This is a genomic window from Alteribacter salitolerans (assembly GCF_016901055.1).
In the GTDB taxonomy this organism is placed as follows: Bacteria; Bacillota; Bacilli; order Bacillales; family Salisediminibacteriaceae; genus Alteribacter; species Alteribacter keqinensis.
In genome coordinates this window covers 154,349-172,590 of the sequence record NZ_JAFEUX010000002.1, presented here as the reverse complement: position 1 = coordinate 172,590, position 18,242 = coordinate 154,349, and the positions used below count along the sequence as shown (strand labels likewise).

Below are 18,242 nucleotides of genomic sequence, written 5' to 3'. Positions count from 1 at the left end.
AGCCCAGGTTGAGGTCTTTTTATGTGCCTCCATCATCAACTGCTGCCTTACCTTCCTGCCTGATTTATCCGCTGGAAACAACTGCTTACACACTTCCGCCTCCATTGAATATAGTGTGTGGAAAGGAGTGACGAACAGCATGATTGAGATAAAGATAGACCGTTTACTATCTGATAATAAAATATACATGAGTGAAGATACGTATAAAAGTCAAGATCTTAGTTCAACCAAAGTAGTACTCCACTTTGGTATTCTTAAAAAGGAATTAAACATAGAACTTACTAATCGTCTGCCTGCAGGTCAGATAATTTTACCGGAACGCTTGACGAGTACGATCTCCCTTCCGAACCTTCCCTATGAAAGTTTCTTTAAAGATGATCAATTTCATTTAGGTCCTGTTATCGGCTTTATGCCTAACACCTTATACTTAAAAAATCCCTCTTTATTAATGCAACGGTTTAAAAATTACAATAAAATCAAAGGGTTAATTATGATATTTAAAGAAAAGGACTTGAATAAAAAAGACCTTACGATAAATGGATATTACTACAATCCACATACAGCCGAATTAACAAAAGGGACCTTCCCATACCCATCTGCAGTCTTTGTTCGTGCAAGGATGACTAAGAAAAAATTAAGACACTTAAAATCACTGGGAATTAACCTGTTTAACTACCCTCAAAGAAATGTAAACAAACTTTGCTTTTGGGAAACAGTATCGCAAAATCAGGAATTAAAATCTCACCTTCCATACACATGTATGTATAGCGGTACCTCTTCAGCCGAACAGATGCTGTCAAACTGCAGCGCAATCTATTTGAAACCATTAAATAAATCCGGTGGCAGAGGGATCTACAAACTTGAAAAACATAAAAGCGCTTTTTCCCTCACTGACAAAAAAGGTAATATTAGCAGGCTGGACGACTTGTCAGATCTGGAAAACATCATAAAGACTCAAAAATACCTTATGCAACAGGAAGTCCCAGTACCGTTCATTAACAAAAAGGTTGACTTCCGGATCTATATGCAGCGAGGGTACGATGCAAAATGGAAAGGAACAGCTATTGAAGCCCGTATTGCAAAAGAAGACAGTATTATTACAAACTCAACCGGAAGAGAGCGAGTTTTGCCCGGGAAAGCAGCCATGAAAGAAATATACGGAATGTTCAAACATGAGATTGATAATAAAGTCTCTGAGATTACAGAATTGTGTATCGAAGCACTGACCCTCTTGGAACAACAGGGAGATCATTACGGAGATGCAGCATTTGACTTTATTATAGACAGCCGGATGAAGGTTTGGTTACTTGAAGTACAAATCAGGTATGCCGCTGAAAGGAAAGTATTCTGGTCCAAGGAAGACCAGATTATCCTTCCTGAAGTTCTGCCGGCACCATTTGAATATGCGAAGGCATTAGCAGGATTTTAATGATTATTTTCTATTACTAAACATCACCGTTCTAAGAGTGGAGAAAGAGGCTTCTGCTTAATGGGATAAGGTGTACAAGAGTTTATACCATTTAATAAGAAGGTGCATAGAATAGAACATCTTGAAAGGAGTGAACATGTTGCCTGATATAAGAATTGACAAGTCTATTAAAGAGAATTCCATATTTATGAGTAAAGATACGTCAGAGCATAATAAACTCAATTCCAAGAACATTGTTCTTCATTTCGGCCTTCTCAAAAAGCAATTAAACATTAAAATTAACAATCATTTACCCTTTGACCAGATCGTCCTTCCCCAACGCTTAACGAGACAGATCGCCATTCCAGACCTGCCCTATGAGAGCTACTTCAAAAACAACCACCTGCACTTAGGTCCGGTAATCGGTTTTATGCCAAACGGTATTTATCAAAAAAGGAAATCTCTGTTATTGCCCCGATTTAAGGATTACAAGGACATTAAAGGATTAATTTTCGTATTTTCAAGGCGTAAGGTGAATAAAAAAAGCCGGACAATCACGGGGTATTACTATGATCCGTCCAGTAAAAAAGTAGTTAAAGGTATCTTCCCTTATCCAACCGTCATTTTCAATCGCGCCTTGATGTCACGAAAAAGACTTAAGTATCTTAAATCTCAGGGTATCAAAATATTTAACAACCCTCACAGGAATGTTAATAAGTATACATTTTGGAGCCGCGTGTCAAGAAACCGCCGCCTGCTGCCGCATCTTCCTCAAACTTCGATCTACAGAGGACCTTCTTCTGTACAAAAGCTGTTATCTGCCTATAAAACGGTTTACCTTAAACCTTTGCGTAAAGATGCAGGAAGAGGAATTTACAGGCTGGAAGACCGTAACGGATCATTCATTTTAACGAACAATAAAGGAAGAGTGTTCTCGTTAAAGGGATTAACCCAGTTGAACAACATTATTGGAAAACAAAAATACCTTGTCCAGCAGGAAGTAAAAGTTAATATTAATAACAGGAAAATCGACTTCCGGGTTTATATGCAAAAGGGAAGAGATAAGTCGTGGAAATGCACGGCCATAGAAACAAAGGTAGCAAAAGCCGGCAGTGTTATTACCAATTCCTCAAACAGAATAAAAATCATGCCCGGACTTCAGGCTTTTAAAGACATTTTTCAGTTGAATCAGAAACAGACAGAGCATTTGACAGAAAAGATTACCAGAGTATGCACCCAAGCTCTGGGGCAATTCGAAAAAGCCGGCCATCGACTTGGTGATGTTGCTTTTGACATTATTATTGATAAAGACCTTAAGATTTGGCTGCTGGAAATGCAAGTTCCTTATGCAGCAGAAAGAAAGGCTTATCGCAGAAATGATGAACGTCAGGTATTATCTGTCATCCTCCCTGCCCCCTTTGAATATGCCAAATCCCTCTCAGGGTTCTGATGAATTCAGATAGTCTTATATAACTGTAATAAAGGAGGCCTGGATACCGTGATATCTGCTATTATTGACCCTGCAGGTAAAAGTAATGAGGTTCATATTAGTGGATCTGCATTTTTAAAGTACAACCTTAATAAAGTTATCATTCTCAAATTTGGTAATATGAAGAAAAGGATGATAGTAAAAGTAAATCCTGCCTTAAAAGAGGATATCGTTAAATTGCCAAAGAAACTTAGTAAATTCATTTCGATCCCTTCGCTCCCTTTCGATTGTTACCTCCGCAAAGACAGATTACATTTAGGACCTGTAATAGGCTTTATGCCTAAACCCTTCTTTTATAGTAACCCATATAAAATGATGCTAAGGTTTCAAAGTTACCCCTCTATTAATGGACTTATTATTATATTCAACAAAGATGGGATCAGCAAAAAAAGCAAAACAATTAAAGGCTATTATTACGACCCAGCATCCAAGAAGTTCATTAAAGGTACCTTCCCCTATCCTTCTTCTATTTTCAGCGTTATCCCCCTCAATAAAAGAGATTATTCCCATCTGAGAAAAAATATAGGGAACACTATTTTCAATTATCCATTTCGAAACTTTGATAAATTAACATTTTGGAAAATGACGTCCCAAATACCCCGCTTAAAAAACCACATTCCTGAAACAAGAGCGCTTAGAAGCAAGGATACCATTCTACAGATGCTCTCAAAAGACCGGGCGATGTACCTTAAGCCATCCAAAACCTCACAGGGCAGAGGGATTTACCATTTGAAGATGGATAAGATGCAGTTTGTCCTGACAGACAATGAAGGGAACAGAAAATACTATTCCTCGTTAGATCAATTTATTAATAAGTTCCAGAAAAGAAGCTACCTGATTCAAGAAGAAGTGTTAATAAGAAAAAAAGATAGAAAAATAGATTTTCGAGTTTACATGCAAAAAGGGCTGAATAAAAAATGGAAGCAGACAGCTATGGAAGCACGCGTTGCTAAACAGGACAGTATCATTACGAACTCCAGCGGCAGAGACAAAGTTCTGCCGGGTTCAACAGCAATGGAAAAGCTATATGGCTTAAGCAAAAAAGATATACAAAAAAAGGCAGAAGAAATCACTTCATTATGCGCAAAGATATTATCCCTTATAGAGAAAAAGGGGCATCATCTTGGAGATGTGGCCTTCGACTTTATTCTTGATGAAGATAACAAGGTTTGGCTGCTGGAAATACAGGTAAACTACGCTTCGGACAAGAAGATATTCTGGACCCGTGATGATCATGCTGTTCTGCCTCATATCCTTCCAACTCCCCTTGAATATGCCAAAGTACTGGCGGGGTTTTAGCTCATAATGCCCTGCTTGATTTATAGTGACTAAATAGAGAGGAAGGAATTTCGTGTTATCGATAACTTTAGACAAGAAGGCATCAGGAAATGAAGTGGTAATGAGTGAACAAACGTACAGAAGATATAGATATAAATCCTTCAAAACGGTATTACATTTCGGTGTGTTAAGAAAACCTCTGACAATAAGGATTAACAATTCACTTCCGTCAGACAGTATCATTATTCCACAAAAATTAACGAACCATATCAGAGTTCCTGAACTGCCTTATGTATGCTTTGTAAAGAACGAAGAACTCTTTTTAGGTCCCGTTATCGGGTATATGCCAAAGAAGTTTACTATATCAAATCCACAGATATGGCTTAATCGTTTTATGGGATACGAGAAAGTTAAGGGACTAATCTTTATTTTTAATAAAAAAGCATAAACAAAAAGAATAAAACCATTCGTGGATATTATTACAATCCAGAAACAAAAAGTTTAATCAAGGGGATATTCCCCTACCCCTCCTCCATCTTTACACGCACCAGAATTCATAAGCATATATACAATCATTTAAAAGCGAATATCGGAGAGAGAATCTTTAACCACCCATATAAAAACATGAGTAAACACTTGTATTCCGGAATATCCTGTCTAAATCTGCAGCTTTAAAAAAACACCTCCCTGAAACGACTGAATATCAAGGTATACATTCAATTATGAGAATGCTTGAAAAACACGAAACACTTTATTTAAAACCTAAGGTAAACCTTCTTGGAAGAGGGATTTACCGGCTTGAGAAAAATAAAAATGGCTACATTTTGACAGATAGCAAAGGTACAAAAATACACTGCAAATCAAACCAAAACCTCTCTAAAGTATTAATAAACAGAGTAAATTCTACGTACCTCATCCAACAGGAAATCATTGCGACAGCTTCCACTTCCAAAGTAGATTTTCGTTGCTATATGCAGAGAGGAAGAAATGGAAAATGGCAGTGTTCTGCGATTGAAACCCGGGTCGCTAAAAGTGACAGTATCATTACAAACCCTTCTGGCAGAGAGAAGGTCCTGAATGCCGAACTGGGGATGAAAGTATTTTATAACCTTTCTCCTGAACAGATCTCCAACGTTATCAAACGAATTGAAAGTGTATGTACAAAAGTACTCTTTAATATAGAGAGAAATAAGAAATACCATTTAGGTGAAGTGGCATTTGATTTGATCCTGGACAAAAATCTTCACATCTGGCTATTAGAGCTTCAAGTAAATATAGCTGCAGAGACTAAGGCGTTAATGTCTGAAGACAATCATTTTGTTTTACCGGCTATCATGCCTGCTCCATTCTAGTATGCAAAATTTATAGCTGGGTTTTAATACTCAAATCATTCAGTCGGATTCTACAGGAAAGGAAACGTATAGACGAAGCGTTAAAAGCAGTCGTAATCATCATACCTCCAAACCTGACTGAGAGAGTTAAGCTGCTTGATTTATCCTACGATTGTTATATAAAAGACAATCTAATCCTGCAAATCCCATTTGTATATGGTAAAATGCTCCAAGTTCTTATTAAAAAGGCTCGGTTTGATACAGATGTTGCCTTCATCTTATTACGATGAACCCTTGCCGTCGGCGGCCTGGAAGTCTTATCGACGCTTTTCGTTTGCAGGGTTCTCCCCGGAGCACTCTTTTGCCGCAACAGTACCGCGCATTCGCTCTAATCAACACCTTGTAATCACAAATGAGCTTTAAAGATTCCATATACAAAAAAAGCCGGTCCATCAAAAACAAATGGACCGGCTCTTTTTATTCATCTTTCTTTTTTCCCTCAAACATAATCCTTTGGTGGGAGACTTCAACTTCTGTTTTTCCGTTTCGCTTTACTTCTTTCAGTACCGGCTCTTCCATCCGTCGGACTGGTGTATAGCCGGCCGCTGACATCCGGTCCAGGCAGTTGGCAATCGTCTCGTTTTCTTCAACGTAGAATTTCTCTTTCTTTTGCCCTTTTGACATCGTTAGTTACCTCCGTATCCCTTTGACCCAGAATCCGCCGTAGAACATCTTCGTATCATGGGAGATGATAAACGCGTAGGGGTCAAGGGCTTTGACTGTGTTGTATAAGTGCGTCTGGGATTTTCTTGACGTGAGAATTTCCATCATGAGCCGCTCTCCCTCACGTCCGTACGCCACCCAGTTTGTAACGCCGTATCCTTTGTCGCGCAGGGCGTTTGGGATATCCGGCTCGTATTCTTTTGTAATAACGTTAACTGTAATATACCCCAGTGCGAGCTTTTCTTCAATTTTCATTCCGACAATAACGCCTATTCCGTAGCCTATGGCATAGGCAGCCAGGTTTGCCGGCCGGTCGAGGTTATCAAGAACGAGACCCAGTCCTACAATGTATATGACAATTTCAATCACACTCGTAATGGCCGCCAGGTAGCGCTGGCTTTTGAGTGTGAAAATCATTCGAATCGTAAAAAGTGTCACATATACGATATTGATCACAAAAATTATGACCAGCATCCCCACTACGTTATCAAGCATCCACTGGAGCAACCTCCACTCCCCCTATTAACCTGCCTTTAAGCTCACTCTCTCTTCTCATCTACAACCATTCTATTTTAAGAGAGTCGTGATTAGTCTGGTTTTTTTAAAATAAGAGAGAAGTTTTTTCGTAGGTTTCACCCGCAGACAAGGAGAATGCTCCCTGTCCCCTGTCAACCTATTTAGAGGAATTGTGCGGGGACAGACCCCGCACAATTATGTTTTTTGGTTTATCGCCCAGCCGAGGGCTTTTTCTTCTTCGGGTATTCGGATTTTCAGGAGGAGGAGTGCATTTAGGAGGGTGAAGATGACGAGTGTGGCGTAGGCTTGAAATATAAGTGGGATAACGAGAAATTCCAGAGCCACGATGACGTAATTGGGGTGGCTGAGGAAGCGGTACGGTCCTCTTTTGACCAGTTCTGCTCCCGGGAGGACGATGATCTTCGTGTTCCAGAAGCGCCCGAGTGAGGAGAGGGCCCAAAGTCTGCCGGCCTGGGCCATCAGGAAAAGAGTAAACGGGACGGCCCAGAAAGGTGCTGCAGTTTTCCCGAACAGGAGCACTTCAACTGCCAGGAAGGCGAAAAAGCCTGCGTGCATAAGAACAATCCACTTATAGTGGGTCTGCCCGAATTCCTTTGCTCCTTTACTGAGCATCCAGCGTTCGTTGCTTTTAGCGACAACAAGTTCAATGCCGCGCTGGGCGATGACGATGCCGATCAGTGTCCAGAAGAGCATGGTGACCCCTCCCATATCAAGTGCAAAAGCTCAGAGGAAAAACCAGGTCCCAGGGCAGTCATAATGCCCTGGCTTCCTACTGAAGGCTGTTGGAGCATGATGTCTTTTAATACATAAAGGACGGTTGGTGAACTCATGTTTCCGTTATTGGTCAAAACCTGCCGGGGAATTTCCGTCATCTGCTCCGAGTAATTAAGTGCGGTTTCATACGCTTCCAGTACCTTCCGCCCACCCGGATGAGCGACGAAGTAATGAATGTCCTCGTGTTTCAGCTCCTGCTGCGCAAGAAATGTCTCTACGTTCGGGCGGAGCCAGTCCCGGATAATGGACGGAATATCCCTGGAGAAAATCACGTGAAGGCCTGAGTTTTTAATGTCCCATCCCATCACGTCCTCACTGTCCGGCATGAGTGTGGACTGGGTACCGTGAATAGTCGGGAGAGCCGGGAGCTTTGGTTTGCCTGTATTAACACCCTCATCACCGGTGACCAGGGCGCAGGCCACTCCGTCTGCAAACAGGGACGTTCCTACGAGGTTGCTTTTACGTGTGTCATTGCGCTGAAAGGTGATGCTGCAGAGTTCGATGCAGACAACGAGAACTTTGGCATCCGGGTAAGCCCGGCAGTATTCGTATGCTCGGCTCATGCCCACAGCGCCCCCGGCACAGCCGAGTCCCCAGATAGGGATACGTTTCGTGTGAGGGGAAAACGGCAGCTCATTCATGATTTTTGCGTCAATGGTGGGTGTTGAAAACCCGGAACTGGAGACTAGGATGATGGCGTCGATGTCTTCAAACGGGACTGCCTCAGTGAGAAATTCACTCGGTGCAAGGCATGTGCGGATCGCACCGCAGCCGAGACGAACGGCTTCTTTTATATATAGATCGTTTTTTTCTTCAAATGAATGGTCTTTTTCAAACCATTCTTTCGGCACCACGAAATTGCGGCGTTCAATCTGACTGTTCCCGAAGATTTTCATCATCCGGTCGATGTCTGTGAACGACTCCCGGAACAGCTCTCTTACGATGGCTTCTGTTTCTTCCTGCGCGATTGTATATGGGGGGATTTCTGTACTTACGGATAAAATTGCCGGCATTGATTTGTCCTCCTGCCTTAGCCTGAATTTCTTCATAGTGTGACCAAATCGCCCAGGATCATCCATCTTTTGTATGGAGAGATTTGTTTCTGTTTTTTATCCGGACAGTTGTTCAGGTATCTGGTAACACGCAGCACAAAAAACGCACCTGCCGCAGTGGCCGGTGCGTTTCTATTGTAATCTCTTACTCTCCTAAATAAACAAAGTAAATGATGAACACGAAGAACATGACATACATGATCGGGTGAACTTCTTTCCAGCGTCCTTTTGCTACCATCGTGATCGGGTACATGATAAAGCCCAGGGCGATACCTGTTGCGATGCTGAAGGTAAGAGGCATGGCGATGACCGTGAGAAAGGCCGGTACAGCAATTTCGAACTTTTTCCAGTCGATGTTCGATAAGGCACCTGCCATGAGTATGCCTACGATAATAAGCGCCGGTGCCGTAACCTCAGAAGTGATAACGACGAGTAGCGGCGAGAAAAACAGAGCCAGAAGGAAGAGTCCTGCTGTGACAAGGGATGCAAAACCGGTTCTTGCTCCAGCGGCAATTCCTGATGACGATTCGATATAAGCGGTTGTGGTTGATGTTCCGAGCACAGCCCCGATTGACGTGGCTGAGGAGTCTGCAAGAAGAGCGCGCCCGGCCCGCGGAAGCTTGTTGTCTTTTACATAGCCAGCCTGGTTTGCCACCGCGTAAAGTGTTCCCGCTGTATCGAAGAAGTCAACGAATAGGAACGTCAGGATGACAATTAATAATTGGATGGTGAATATCTCACCGAGGCTCATTGTGGCAAAAGGAGCAAATGCGGCTCCGAATGTTGGCTCAAGGCTCGGGATGGCGCCGACAATGGACGTCGGTGTCTGGATAACACCTGTAAAAATTCCCACCAGTGCAGTGAGGAGCATACCGTAGAAGATCCCGCCCTTAAGGCCGATTGCCATAAGGATGACCGTAATCACCACACCAAACACGGCAAGAAGTGTTGCCGGGTTGGAGAGGTCACCGATTTGAACAAGGGTTGCCTCTGACATGACGACGATCTGGGCATTTTTAAGCCCGATAAAAGCGATGAAAAGACCGATACCTGCGGCTGCGGCATACTTAAGTTCTGCCGGAATGGCGTTAATGATCGTTTCCCGGACGCCAGTGACTGAAATAAGAAAAAGTAAAATACCTGATACAAATACGCCGAGAAGCGCTGTTTCCCAAGGAATTCCGAGGCCGAGTACAACGGAAAAAGTAAAGAAGGCATTAAGCCCCATTCCCGGTGCCAGTGCAATCGGGTACTTCGCTATAAGTCCCATGATTGCTGTACCGATGGCTGCGGCAAGAGCGGTTGCTACGTATACGGCTCCTGTGTCCATTCCCGTCGGCTCCAGCACGTTCGGGTTTACAAATAAAATATACGCCATCGCAAGAAACGTTGTCAGTCCCCCAAGAAATTCGCGTTTGTAATTCGTCCCCAGTTCATCAAATTGAAAATAACCTTTCATCTTTCGCACTCTCCCTTCAAGTCTTGCGAACCCCATAATCTTACACAAAATTGTGCGGGGACAGACCCCCGTTTTTGGCATGAAAAAAGCTCCGGGTCTTTTGTAAGGCCCGGAGCGTAAGTTCTCTTGTGAACGACGATAGGTGGAAAGTGCGGCTTGTTGCCCTTTTGCGTAACTGGTGCTCGCAATGGGACAGTTTGCCTTTTGAACAGCTTTCCGACTCGATCGTTCGTAGTCAGATCATTTACGGTGATCTGGTAGAGACTTACGGGCCTTATTCCCGTCGTTATACGAACTTCATTTGTGACATTAGTAGTGTAACAAATTGTCGAAAAGCGTGTCAATAGAAAACACGAATATTATTTTTTACCAAACAATTAATGTTCGTGTTTTAACGATAACTACTCTCTTATTCCCACTCGATCGTTGAAGGCGGCTTGGACGTAATGTCATACACGACGCGGTTTACGTTTGCCACTTCGTTTACGATACGAACGGAGATTTTCTCCAAAACGTCGTAAGGAATACGTGCCCAGTCGGAAGTCATACCGTCGATGGATGTTACGGCACGGACACCCACTGTGTAGTCGTACGTTCTTTCGTCACCCATTACACCAACACTTCGCATGTCAGGAAGGGCCGTAAAGTACTGCCAGATTTCACGGTCAAGTCCGGCGTTTTTAATCTCTTCACGAAGGATCGCATCGGATTCACGTACGATTTCAAGCTTTTCATCTGTAATTTCCCCAAGAACACGGATCCCAAGACCCGGTCCGGGAAACGGCTGGCGCCAGACTACTTCTTCAGGAAGGCCAAGCTCGGCTCCTACTTCACGCACTTCATCTTTAAAGAGAGTGTTCAACGGCTCGATCAAATCAAACTTCATGTCTTCAGGAAGTCCGCCTACGTTATGGTGGGATTTGATCGTCTGTGCTGTATCTGTACCACTTTCAATGATGTCTGTGTAAAGAGTCCCTTGTGCAAGGAAGTCCATATCTTTAAGTTTCGCAGCTTCTTCTTCGAACACATAGATAAATTCGTTACCGATGATCTTACGCTTTTGTTCAGGGTCGGAAACACCTGCAAGCTTGCCAAGGAAACGGTCCTGTGCATCAATTTTCATTACTTTCATATCAAAGTCTTCCGTGAACGTCTTCATGACACTCTCTGCTTCTCCTTTACGAAGCAGACCGTGGTCGATGAACATACACGTAAGCTGATCACCGATGGCTTTGTGTACAAGAGCCGCTACTACGGAGGAGTCAACACCGCCGCTAAGTGCGCAAAGAACCTGACGCTCCCCTACAGCTTCACGGAGTTTTTCCACTTCCATGTCGATGAAGCTTTCCATCGTCCAGTTGCCTTCACATTCACAGATGTTGTAGACGAAGTTCTTTAACAGTTCATTTCCGTATTCACTGTTTCGGACTTCCGGGTGGAATTGAACGCCGTAAAGCTTGCGGCTTACGTCACTCATTCCCGCAACAGGACAGGATACGTTTGTGGCATCAACGACGAACCCTGCAGGAGGTGCAACCACTTTGTCTCCGTGGCTCATCCATACTCCCTGTTCCTTTGGCAGACCTTCGTACAATTTATTTTCATTTTCAACATTGATCGTAGCTTTACCATACTCACGACGGTTCGCCGCATCTACTTTTCCTTTAAAGTGGTGCGTCATTAGCTGCATGCCGTAACAGATGCCCAGGATTGGCAAATCCATGTCAAAGATCGCCGGATCACAGGAAGGTGCGCCTTCAACGTAGGCACTTCCCGGTCCGCCGGAGAAGATGATTCCTGTCGGATTCATTTCCTTCAGCTCTTCTGCTGTAATTTTATGAGAACGAAGCTCACTGAACACACCAAGATCGCGAATACGGCGTGTAATTAACTGGTTGTATTGTCCACCAAAGTCGAGGACAACAATCTTTTCCTGAATTTCCTGCATCATTCATCCACCTTTACCTTTATTTAGTCCGAACCTTCCAGTACGTTTTAGTATGGCCGGCTGTCCCGCTGTTTCATGCGTATTCCTTAGGTTTTCAGCATATTTACAGGGCCGGCTGATGTGCAAGAGCTGATGCTGCCTCCATGCCCTTCGCTTTCCGCGGAGGTGCCGGATGCATCGCTTCCTTTACAGCAAACTTCTGCAGACCTGGATGTTGATTTCCGCTCATTACACTTTCCGCGGGCGGCTCGATCCTCAGCGTTGCACGCTTGCGGGGTCTCCCTGGAACTCGCTTTTCAAGCAGGAGTGTCGCGTATTCGCTACAATCAACAACTTTCCAACATAAGCATGGCACACAGCCTTACAGACAGTCATTGTGACCTTTATACACCAGCAGGACTTGACTATATAAAAAAACCAGAACTCTCCCTTGCTATCACGAAAAGACAGAAAGGCAGAATTCCAGTTTTATTAAAAAACATAGATTCTGCCTTCATAGTCAGGTCGTTATTGGCAACCCGGTAGAGACTCTTAGGCCATATTCCTAAGGATATACGAAGGATATTCATTTATTGTTACACACGTACAGTACACTCATTTCGAACGGATTCATTTTACCAATGTCCTGCGTCCCGGTCAAGACTTGAGGGCATTCACCAATTCTTCCCAGGATCTGCGCTCCTCAGCCCATTCGTTTCCGGTGGTGCGGCCGCCGTAGCAGATCTTCTCGTACCGCTCCGTCAGGCGTCCCATGGCCATCGTACCTGTAATATGGTCCACACGCTTTGCATATTCCCGGAGCGTCTCCCCTTCTGACAGAGGAATGCCTTCATTATCAAGCAGCCAGAGGGCACGCTCATAGGCGGTGGTAAAATTCTGATCGTTTCCTGTGAGCTTATAATGAAACAGGAAATAACGGTTCAACAACCGGTGTTTCTTTTCATACAGCACCATCACAAGGACCATAACGAAAAGAGAAATTAAGACCGTTTTTGGCGAGATCCATTCTTCCGCAGTAAAGGAAAATGGTCCGCCTCCTGTTTCTCCGCCGGCACCTGCACCGCCTTCGTCAATGTCCTCATCGTCAGGGAACAGCATATCATCCCGCTCGGGAATATCCGGCTCCTCTGTACTGCCGTCTTCGTCCTCTTCTTCCACACCGGTATCTGCATCCGGTGTTTCTTCACTGAAGTCGACGTTGTTGCTGAACCCCTGTGTCGGCTCGAACGGTACCCAGCCGACTTCAGGGAAATACACTTCCACCCATGAGTGGGCGTTGCCATTTGTAATTTCATAACGTTCACGGCCGTCCTCCAGGGCGTCCACCGACTCCCCTTCAGTAAAGCCTTTTACCCAGCGGGCAGGGATGTCAAGAGCCCGGAGCATAACGACCATGGATGTGGAGAAGTTGTCACAATACCCGCGCTGGGTTTCAAATAAAAACTGGTCCACATAATCCTCGCCTTCTTCCGGCACAGGAATGTCCGTTGTGTCATACACGAAGTCATTGGCGTTAAAATACTGTTCTACTGCAACGGCTTTATCGTAACGGTTATCATATTCAGCAGTAATTTCCTCCGCCAGTTCGCCGACCCGGTCCGGCAGATCATCAGGAAGCTGCAGGTACCTTTCTATCTCTGCCCCGTCCCCGTCTTCGGGGGATTCTTCCAGGGTATTGATGGTAAATGACGGGTACTCATATGTTAATTCGTAGTCAAGAAGAAGAACATCGTTCCCCGCCCGGACCTGTCCTCCGATACTGTCTGTCTCAAACTGCGGGGAGTCTCCATTTGCCACATCATTTACACTCAGACCTGTGAGCTGACCCGGGTAAAAAAGATTCGAAAACCCGACTCCGTCCTCCATTTCAAGGCTGGCTGTGTAGCTTTCCGTCGCTACATTTGATGTGTAGAGGGAGTACGACACCTCATTCAAGGCAGTCTCTTCGTACTGAGGGGAGCTGACCCACCCGTGGCCGGTGTATTCATCCTTTGACTCACCACGCCAGTAGCCGGGCTGTTCCACATCGGCGTAAAAAACCGGATTGTCATCCTGGATAAAACCGCCCCCAAGACGCTCATCATTGTCCCCGTAGCCGACACGGCGCACACCGGACCCGCTTCCGCCGGACTCGCCGGTGACCCAGCGTTCAAAAGCAGGCACAGGGTCCCGCCACTGAGGCTCAAACTTAGGTGCTGCATAGCCCACTGACGCTGCGGTGAGAATCATCACCACAAGGGTGTACAGCCAGGCTGTCGACATATAAGATGCAGAGCGCCGGCCGATCTCTTTTTCCTTCGCCTGAACCGTGAGCATATGAAGCATCGTCACGAGGAAAAAGCCGATCACAACAATCCGGACGATGGCCATGCTCGCATCCAGGGGCGTAAACGTATCTAGAAGGGTAATATAAACGATCGTAATAAACAAAAAGAAGAAGATCTTCTTAATATAAAAAACCCAGTAGTACATCAGATAGGCCACGAGACCGAGAAGGAGGAAGAACAGAAACGACCGGAACGGGTCTGTAAGCGCCTGCAAATCCCAGCTCAAAATCAGCCCGAGGTTATGGGCGGCATCCGAAAAGAAAAACCGGACTGATTCGCCCCCGCCTTCCCTTGAAAGAAAGCTCCCCTCCCCAAAGATCGTATGAAGCCCATACAGGCTTCCGAGAAAGAGAAGAGGTACGGTTGCATAGTAAGGCACTCTCAAAAACGTCAGGAGAAAAGCAAACAGAGCAAACAGAATAAACACGTGAATTTCCCCTGTGTTTGTGACCACCGGAATGGGCTTCAGCCACTCCCAGATGAGGAGAAATCCGAGAGCATACACAAGAAAGTGAACAAATGTATGTGTTTCTTTAACTGATGGTTTCATAGCGTTCACCTTCATCCGTTTCAAGTGAGTCAAAAAAATGACCTTCTTTCACCATATATGTGACTGCTCCCTGGCGTTTCAGCTCATAAAATCGCTTTTCTTCCCAGCGGCTTCGATCAGATGTTGTCACCGTCAGGCAGACATAGACCTGTACGCGTCTCCCCGTAAGAACGTTCACACGCTCAAGAAGTTCATCCGTAATCTGAGTGGTCACGATAATCAAAGACGCTCCCTGGGGAATCTGATCATCCGCTTCTTTTAACCGGGCCTCAAAATGGCCGTAACGGGAGGCTTTCACCTTGGCCAGGTGATGAACAATCATCTGCTGGTGGTCGCTCCCCCGGTCGAGAGGAAACCGGACCACTCCTTCTCCCATTGTCCAGAGGCCGTAATCAAGTTGCTTTTGCTGGGAATACATGACGATGGAGGTGACGAGTTCCACCGCTTTTTCAAATGACTCCAGCGTGTCCGCCTTCGTATCAAAAACCTGTTCATTCAACATCACGAGAAAGTTCTGGCCGATATATTCTTCAAACTCCTTTGTCATGAGCTTGTTCGTTCTTGCGCTCACCTTCCAGTCAATGCTCGTAAGCTTATCACCCGGCACATACTCCCGGGCACCGGCCACTGAGGTCATGTCTTCGACAAAGTCTGATGTGGACATGCGTGTTTCCGTATCGTGGCGCTCATAAGCGTCCCATCCCTCAATGTGGTAATGATCGGGATAAACAAGAAGTTCTCCTTTGGCCTTCACATACCTCTCTTTTTTAAACAGACCGAACATGTCGCTCGTCTCAACGCGAATGCCGTAAAAAGCATATTCGCCCCGCTTCAGTTTAGGAATGGTGTAGGAAAAGGTCAGTTCTTTTTTGATCGTCGGGTAATAGATAATCTTTGGTGTGTTCCCGAGCTGTTTTTTCAGCCCCTCATCCATCACATCTTCCACTACGAGATATAAAAACGGAAATGGCCACTTGCGCTTTATCTTTACATCGACGGTGAGCTTGGACCCTGCCACAGCTGCTTCCTGACCTGTCGACCGCGACATTTCAAGGCCCCCGAGGGGGATAGCTAAATACAAAAGCATGACGGTCAGAATAGTGGCTACCGTATAAAAAAGAAACCAGGACACAAAGCCTCCCTGAAACATGGCGTAGCTGAACGTACCGGCAATTACTGCGAACAGGAGCACGAGTTTGAGGACTCTTTTCACAGCCTCGTAAACCGCCTTTACGTAGCTCATCTTCGCCCAGCTGCCTTTTTCACAGGAACCGTTACCTGCTCGATAATGTCACGAATAACTTTATCGTTCGTCATGCTGGACAGCTTCGCAACCGAATTTAAAAGGACACGGTGACCCAGGGCATACGGAGCCAGATACTTAATGTCATCAGGTATCACGTAATCACGGTTTTGCATGTACGCATAGGCCTGACCGGCTTTCATCAGGGCAATGGAAGCACGGGGGCTGGCCCCCAGATGCACAGCGTGATGCTTACGAGTCGCATTCACAAGGCTCACAATATACGATTTCACCGTCTCATCCACATACGTTTTTACCGCTTCTTTCTGCATTCCAAGAAGTTCATCGAGCGTGAGGACCTCTTTGAGCTCATCGATCGGATGCTTTCTTTCTACCCGGTTAAGCACTTCAAGCTCTTCCTCTTTTGTTGGATAGCCAATTTTAAATTTGAACAGGAAGCGGTCAAGCTGGGCTTCCGGAAGAGGATACGTCCCTCCGTATTCGATCGGATTCTGAGTGGCCATAACAAAAAACGGCTTATCGAGTTCACGGGTCATGCCGTCCGTTGTGACACTTCCCTCTTCAAGGGCTTCAAGAAGGGCTGCCTGGGTCTTCGGTGATGTACGGTTAATCTCATCGGCCAGCACCACATTGGACATAATCGGTCCTTTGCGGAACACAAAGTCCATCGTCTGCTGGTTGTAAACGGATACGCCGGTTACGTCAGACGGCAAAAGGTCAGGGGTAAACTGAATCCGCTTGAACTCTGCACCAAGTGACTTGGCAATGGCCCGGACCATCATCGTTTTCCCGACACCGGGAACGTCTTCAAGCAGGACATGCCCCCCGCTGAGCATGGCGATCAGACTCAGTTCAATCTCTTTCCTTTTACCTACAACCACTCTTTCCACATTTTCGATAATTTTATCTGCAAACGGCTGTGAAACCGCTGATTCAGGTGCTCGCTTTTCCATTATGATTCCTCCCAATCCGATCTGTTTCTACATATTCTGCCTCACACATAATCTAGTTCTATCATATCATGAGTACCGGGAAAATTCGTGGATTCAACCCTGAATTACCAGATTTTATCCTATTATAAAAGAAAAAGACGGTACAGCAGGGTTTTTCCCCAACTGAGCCGTCTCTTTCATGTGTTTACGCTGAAAAGATAATTAAATTGATTCCCGCCATGAAGACAAGAATCATGGCAAAGGTCCGGATCACGTTACTTGGTAGTCTCTCAAACCACTTCATCCCAAGATGGGTTCCGATTAAAGCACTGGCAACCCCGACGATCACATAAAGTGTAAATTCCGGATAGAAGTCTCCGCTCAATCCGTGCAGGGAAAGAGACATGACGCTCGTGACAATCACGATCACCTGCAGATTTGCATTGTAATGGCGTTTGTCTCTGTACACCATGAGGAAATAAAACACAAAAAACGGGCCGCCGACCGCAAACACTCCCCCTACAAATCCGCCCAGGGTACCGAGGATAATCGGAATTAACGGGTGATAGGTTTCCTTTGGCTTCGTTTTGCTCGTTACGATCAGATAGAGGACCATGGCGATTAAAAAGAACCCGAGCCACTGCTTGAGCACTTCCATTTCACCGTAGGTAGTAAGTACATAATAAGCACCGATTCTTCCAACGATGGCAGAAACGATGACGATAAGCAGTCCTTTAAGCAAAATATGCTTGTACACTTTTCTCATAATCGTCAATGACGCTACAAGAAGCAGCACCATGACAAGGAGAGTACTTTCTTTTATGGAAAGAAGAAGAGGCAGAAATCCCATAACTACGAGACCAAGGCCGAAGCCGCTTGCCCCCTGGACAAAGCCTCCAACGAGGATAATAAGAAACAGCAAAATAAGTTCGACAATCACATCTATTCGCTCCAATCCGGATGTAGTACAGTGAACATCTTACTACAGTTGGGAACGTTTCGTTGGATTCAGGATCGAATCCCACAAAAAAAGAGAGGTTGATCCAAAAGGGCGTTTTTTACCTTTTGGATCAACCTCGAAGCAATGAGCGTAGCCATTGCCGATCTATTTTGATCTTTTGAGTGACCTTCATTGAAAGAGTACAGAAGCCGCTGCCAGTCTGCTTTCGT

General features: G+C 45.1%; 16 protein-coding genes and 2 riboswitches. Of the genes, 5 read left to right on the top strand and 11 right to left on the bottom strand.

Features of this window, described 5'->3' with window-relative positions:
• The first annotated feature begins 139 nt into the window (after positions 1-139).
• From JSY36_RS03980 to JSY36_RS03960, 5 genes are all read left to right on the top strand, one after another.
• Entirely contained in the window at positions 140-1,429 is a 1,290-nt protein-coding gene (locus tag JSY36_RS03980) for a YheC/YheD family protein (protein ID WP_205165342.1), read from the top strand.
• Positions 1,430-1,616: 187 nt separating this feature from the next.
• Positions 1,617-2,858 carry a YheC/YheD family endospore coat-associated protein gene (locus JSY36_RS03975; protein ID WP_205165341.1) on the top strand — a complete coding sequence of 414 codons (1,242 nt, stop codon included), beginning with the start codon at positions 1,617-1,619 and terminating at the stop codon, positions 2,856-2,858.
• Between the two features lie 48 nt (positions 2,859-2,906).
• Positions 2,907-4,196 (top strand): YheC/YheD family protein, encoded by a 1,290-nt coding sequence (locus JSY36_RS20375; protein ID WP_205165340.1) that lies wholly within the window; start codon positions 2,907-2,909, stop codon positions 4,194-4,196.
• A 52-nt stretch (positions 4,197-4,248) separates the two neighbouring features.
• Positions 4,249-4,623: a hypothetical protein gene (locus tag JSY36_RS03965; protein ID WP_205165339.1), complete on the top strand. Its 375-nt coding sequence runs from the start codon at positions 4,249-4,251 to the stop codon at positions 4,621-4,623.
• A 202-nt stretch (positions 4,624-4,825) separates the two neighbouring features.
• Complete coding sequence (locus JSY36_RS03960; RefSeq protein ID WP_205165719.1) at positions 4,826-5,527, top strand: YheC/YheD family protein; 702 nt, start codon at positions 4,826-4,828, stop codon at positions 5,525-5,527.
• Positions 5,528-5,983: 456 nt separating this feature from the next.
• Here the strand turns inward: JSY36_RS03960 and JSY36_RS03955 are convergent, their stop codons facing one another.
• From JSY36_RS03955 to JSY36_RS03910, 11 genes are all read right to left on the bottom strand, one after another.
• The gene (locus tag JSY36_RS03955) at positions 5,984-6,190 is read right to left on the bottom strand and encodes an NETI motif-containing protein (RefSeq protein WP_205165338.1); all 207 of its coding nucleotides are present in this window, start codon (positions 6,188-6,190) and stop codon (positions 5,984-5,986) included.
• Between the two features lie 6 nt (positions 6,191-6,196).
• The gene (locus JSY36_RS03950) at positions 6,197-6,724 is read right to left on the bottom strand and encodes a DUF2179 domain-containing protein (protein WP_205165718.1); all 528 of its coding nucleotides are present in this window, start codon (positions 6,722-6,724) and stop codon (positions 6,197-6,199) included.
• A gap of 216 nt (positions 6,725-6,940) precedes the next feature.
• Positions 6,941-7,459 carry an isoprenylcysteine carboxyl methyltransferase family protein gene (locus JSY36_RS03945; protein WP_205165337.1) on the bottom strand — a complete coding sequence of 173 codons (519 nt, stop codon included), beginning with the start codon at positions 7,457-7,459 and terminating at the stop codon, positions 6,941-6,943.
• Entirely contained in the window at positions 7,441-8,589 is a 1,149-nt protein-coding gene (locus tag JSY36_RS03940; RefSeq protein ID WP_205165336.1) for a type III polyketide synthase, read from the bottom strand. Before JSY36_RS03940 ends, JSY36_RS03945 begins: the two co-directional genes overlap by 19 nt.
• A gap of 148 nt (positions 8,590-8,737) precedes the next feature.
• Positions 8,738-10,051 (bottom strand): NCS2 family permease, encoded by a 1,314-nt coding sequence (locus JSY36_RS03935; protein WP_205165335.1) that lies wholly within the window; start codon positions 10,049-10,051, stop codon positions 8,738-8,740.
• A gap of 212 nt (positions 10,052-10,263) precedes the next feature.
• Positions 10,264-10,365, bottom strand: a riboswitch (purine riboswitch).
• Positions 10,366-10,460: 95 nt separating this feature from the next.
• Positions 10,461-11,999, bottom strand: coding sequence for a glutamine-hydrolyzing GMP synthase (gene guaA, locus JSY36_RS03930; RefSeq protein ID WP_122900421.1), 1,539 nt, complete (start codon positions 11,997-11,999; stop codon positions 10,461-10,463).
• Positions 12,000-12,102: 103 nt separating this feature from the next.
• Positions 12,103-12,228, bottom strand: coding sequence for a hypothetical protein (locus JSY36_RS20615; protein WP_272873251.1), 126 nt, complete (start codon positions 12,226-12,228; stop codon positions 12,103-12,105).
• Between the two features lie 247 nt (positions 12,229-12,475).
• Positions 12,476-12,577, bottom strand: a riboswitch (purine riboswitch).
• A gap of 58 nt (positions 12,578-12,635) precedes the next feature.
• The gene (locus JSY36_RS03925; protein WP_205165334.1) at positions 12,636-14,876 is read right to left on the bottom strand and encodes a DUF4129 domain-containing transglutaminase family protein; all 2,241 of its coding nucleotides are present in this window, start codon (positions 14,874-14,876) and stop codon (positions 12,636-12,638) included.
• Positions 14,860-16,119: a DUF58 domain-containing protein gene (locus JSY36_RS03920; protein ID WP_205165333.1), complete on the bottom strand. Its 1,260-nt coding sequence runs from the start codon at positions 16,117-16,119 to the stop codon at positions 14,860-14,862. Before JSY36_RS03920 ends, JSY36_RS03925 begins: the two co-directional genes overlap by 17 nt.
• On the bottom strand, positions 16,116-17,093 hold the full coding sequence (locus tag JSY36_RS03915) for an AAA family ATPase (protein ID WP_205165332.1): 978 nt from the start codon (positions 17,091-17,093) through the stop codon (positions 16,116-16,118). The genes JSY36_RS03920 and JSY36_RS03915 overlap by 4 nt, the downstream gene beginning before the upstream one ends.
• Before the next feature lie 184 nt (positions 17,094-17,277).
• Positions 17,278-18,012, bottom strand: coding sequence for a sulfite exporter TauE/SafE family protein (locus tag JSY36_RS03910; protein ID WP_122900413.1), 735 nt, complete (start codon positions 18,010-18,012; stop codon positions 17,278-17,280).
• Positions 18,013-18,242 lie beyond the last annotated feature (230 nt).

Coding starts and splice junctions, on each gene's coding strand:
- JSY36_RS03980 (WP_205165342.1), top strand. CDS start 140: ATGATTGAGATAAAGATAGACCGTTTACTATCTGATAATAAAATATAC.
- JSY36_RS03975 (WP_205165341.1), top strand. CDS start 1,617: ATGAGTAAAGATACGTCAGAGCATAATAAACTCAATTCCAAGAACATT.
- JSY36_RS03955 (WP_205165338.1), bottom strand. CDS start 6,190: ATGTCAAAAGGGCAAAAGAAAGAGAAATTCTACGTTGAAGAAAACGAG.
- JSY36_RS03950 (WP_205165718.1), bottom strand. CDS start 6,724: ATGCTTGATAACGTAGTGGGGATGCTGGTCATAATTTTTGTGATCAAT.
- JSY36_RS03945 (WP_205165337.1), bottom strand. CDS start 7,459: ATGCTCTTCTGGACACTGATCGGCATCGTCATCGCCCAGCGCGGCATT.
- JSY36_RS03940 (WP_205165336.1), bottom strand. CDS start 8,589: ATGAAGAAATTCAGGCTAAGGCAGGAGGACAAATCAATGCCGGCAATT.
- JSY36_RS03935 (WP_205165335.1), bottom strand. CDS start 10,051: ATGAAAGGTTATTTTCAATTTGATGAACTGGGGACGAATTACAAACGC.
- guaA (WP_122900421.1), bottom strand. CDS start 11,999: ATGCAGGAAATTCAGGAAAAGATTGTTGTCCTCGACTTTGGTGGACAA.
- JSY36_RS20615 (WP_272873251.1), bottom strand. CDS start 12,228: ATGAGCGGAAATCAACATCCAGGTCTGCAGAAGTTTGCTGTAAAGGAA.
- JSY36_RS03925 (WP_205165334.1), bottom strand. CDS start 14,876: ATGAAACCATCAGTTAAAGAAACACATACATTTGTTCACTTTCTTGTG.
- JSY36_RS03920 (WP_205165333.1), bottom strand. CDS start 16,119: ATGAGCTACGTAAAGGCGGTTTACGAGGCTGTGAAAAGAGTCCTCAAA.
- JSY36_RS03915 (WP_205165332.1), bottom strand. CDS start 17,093: ATGGAAAAGCGAGCACCTGAATCAGCGGTTTCACAGCCGTTTGCAGAT.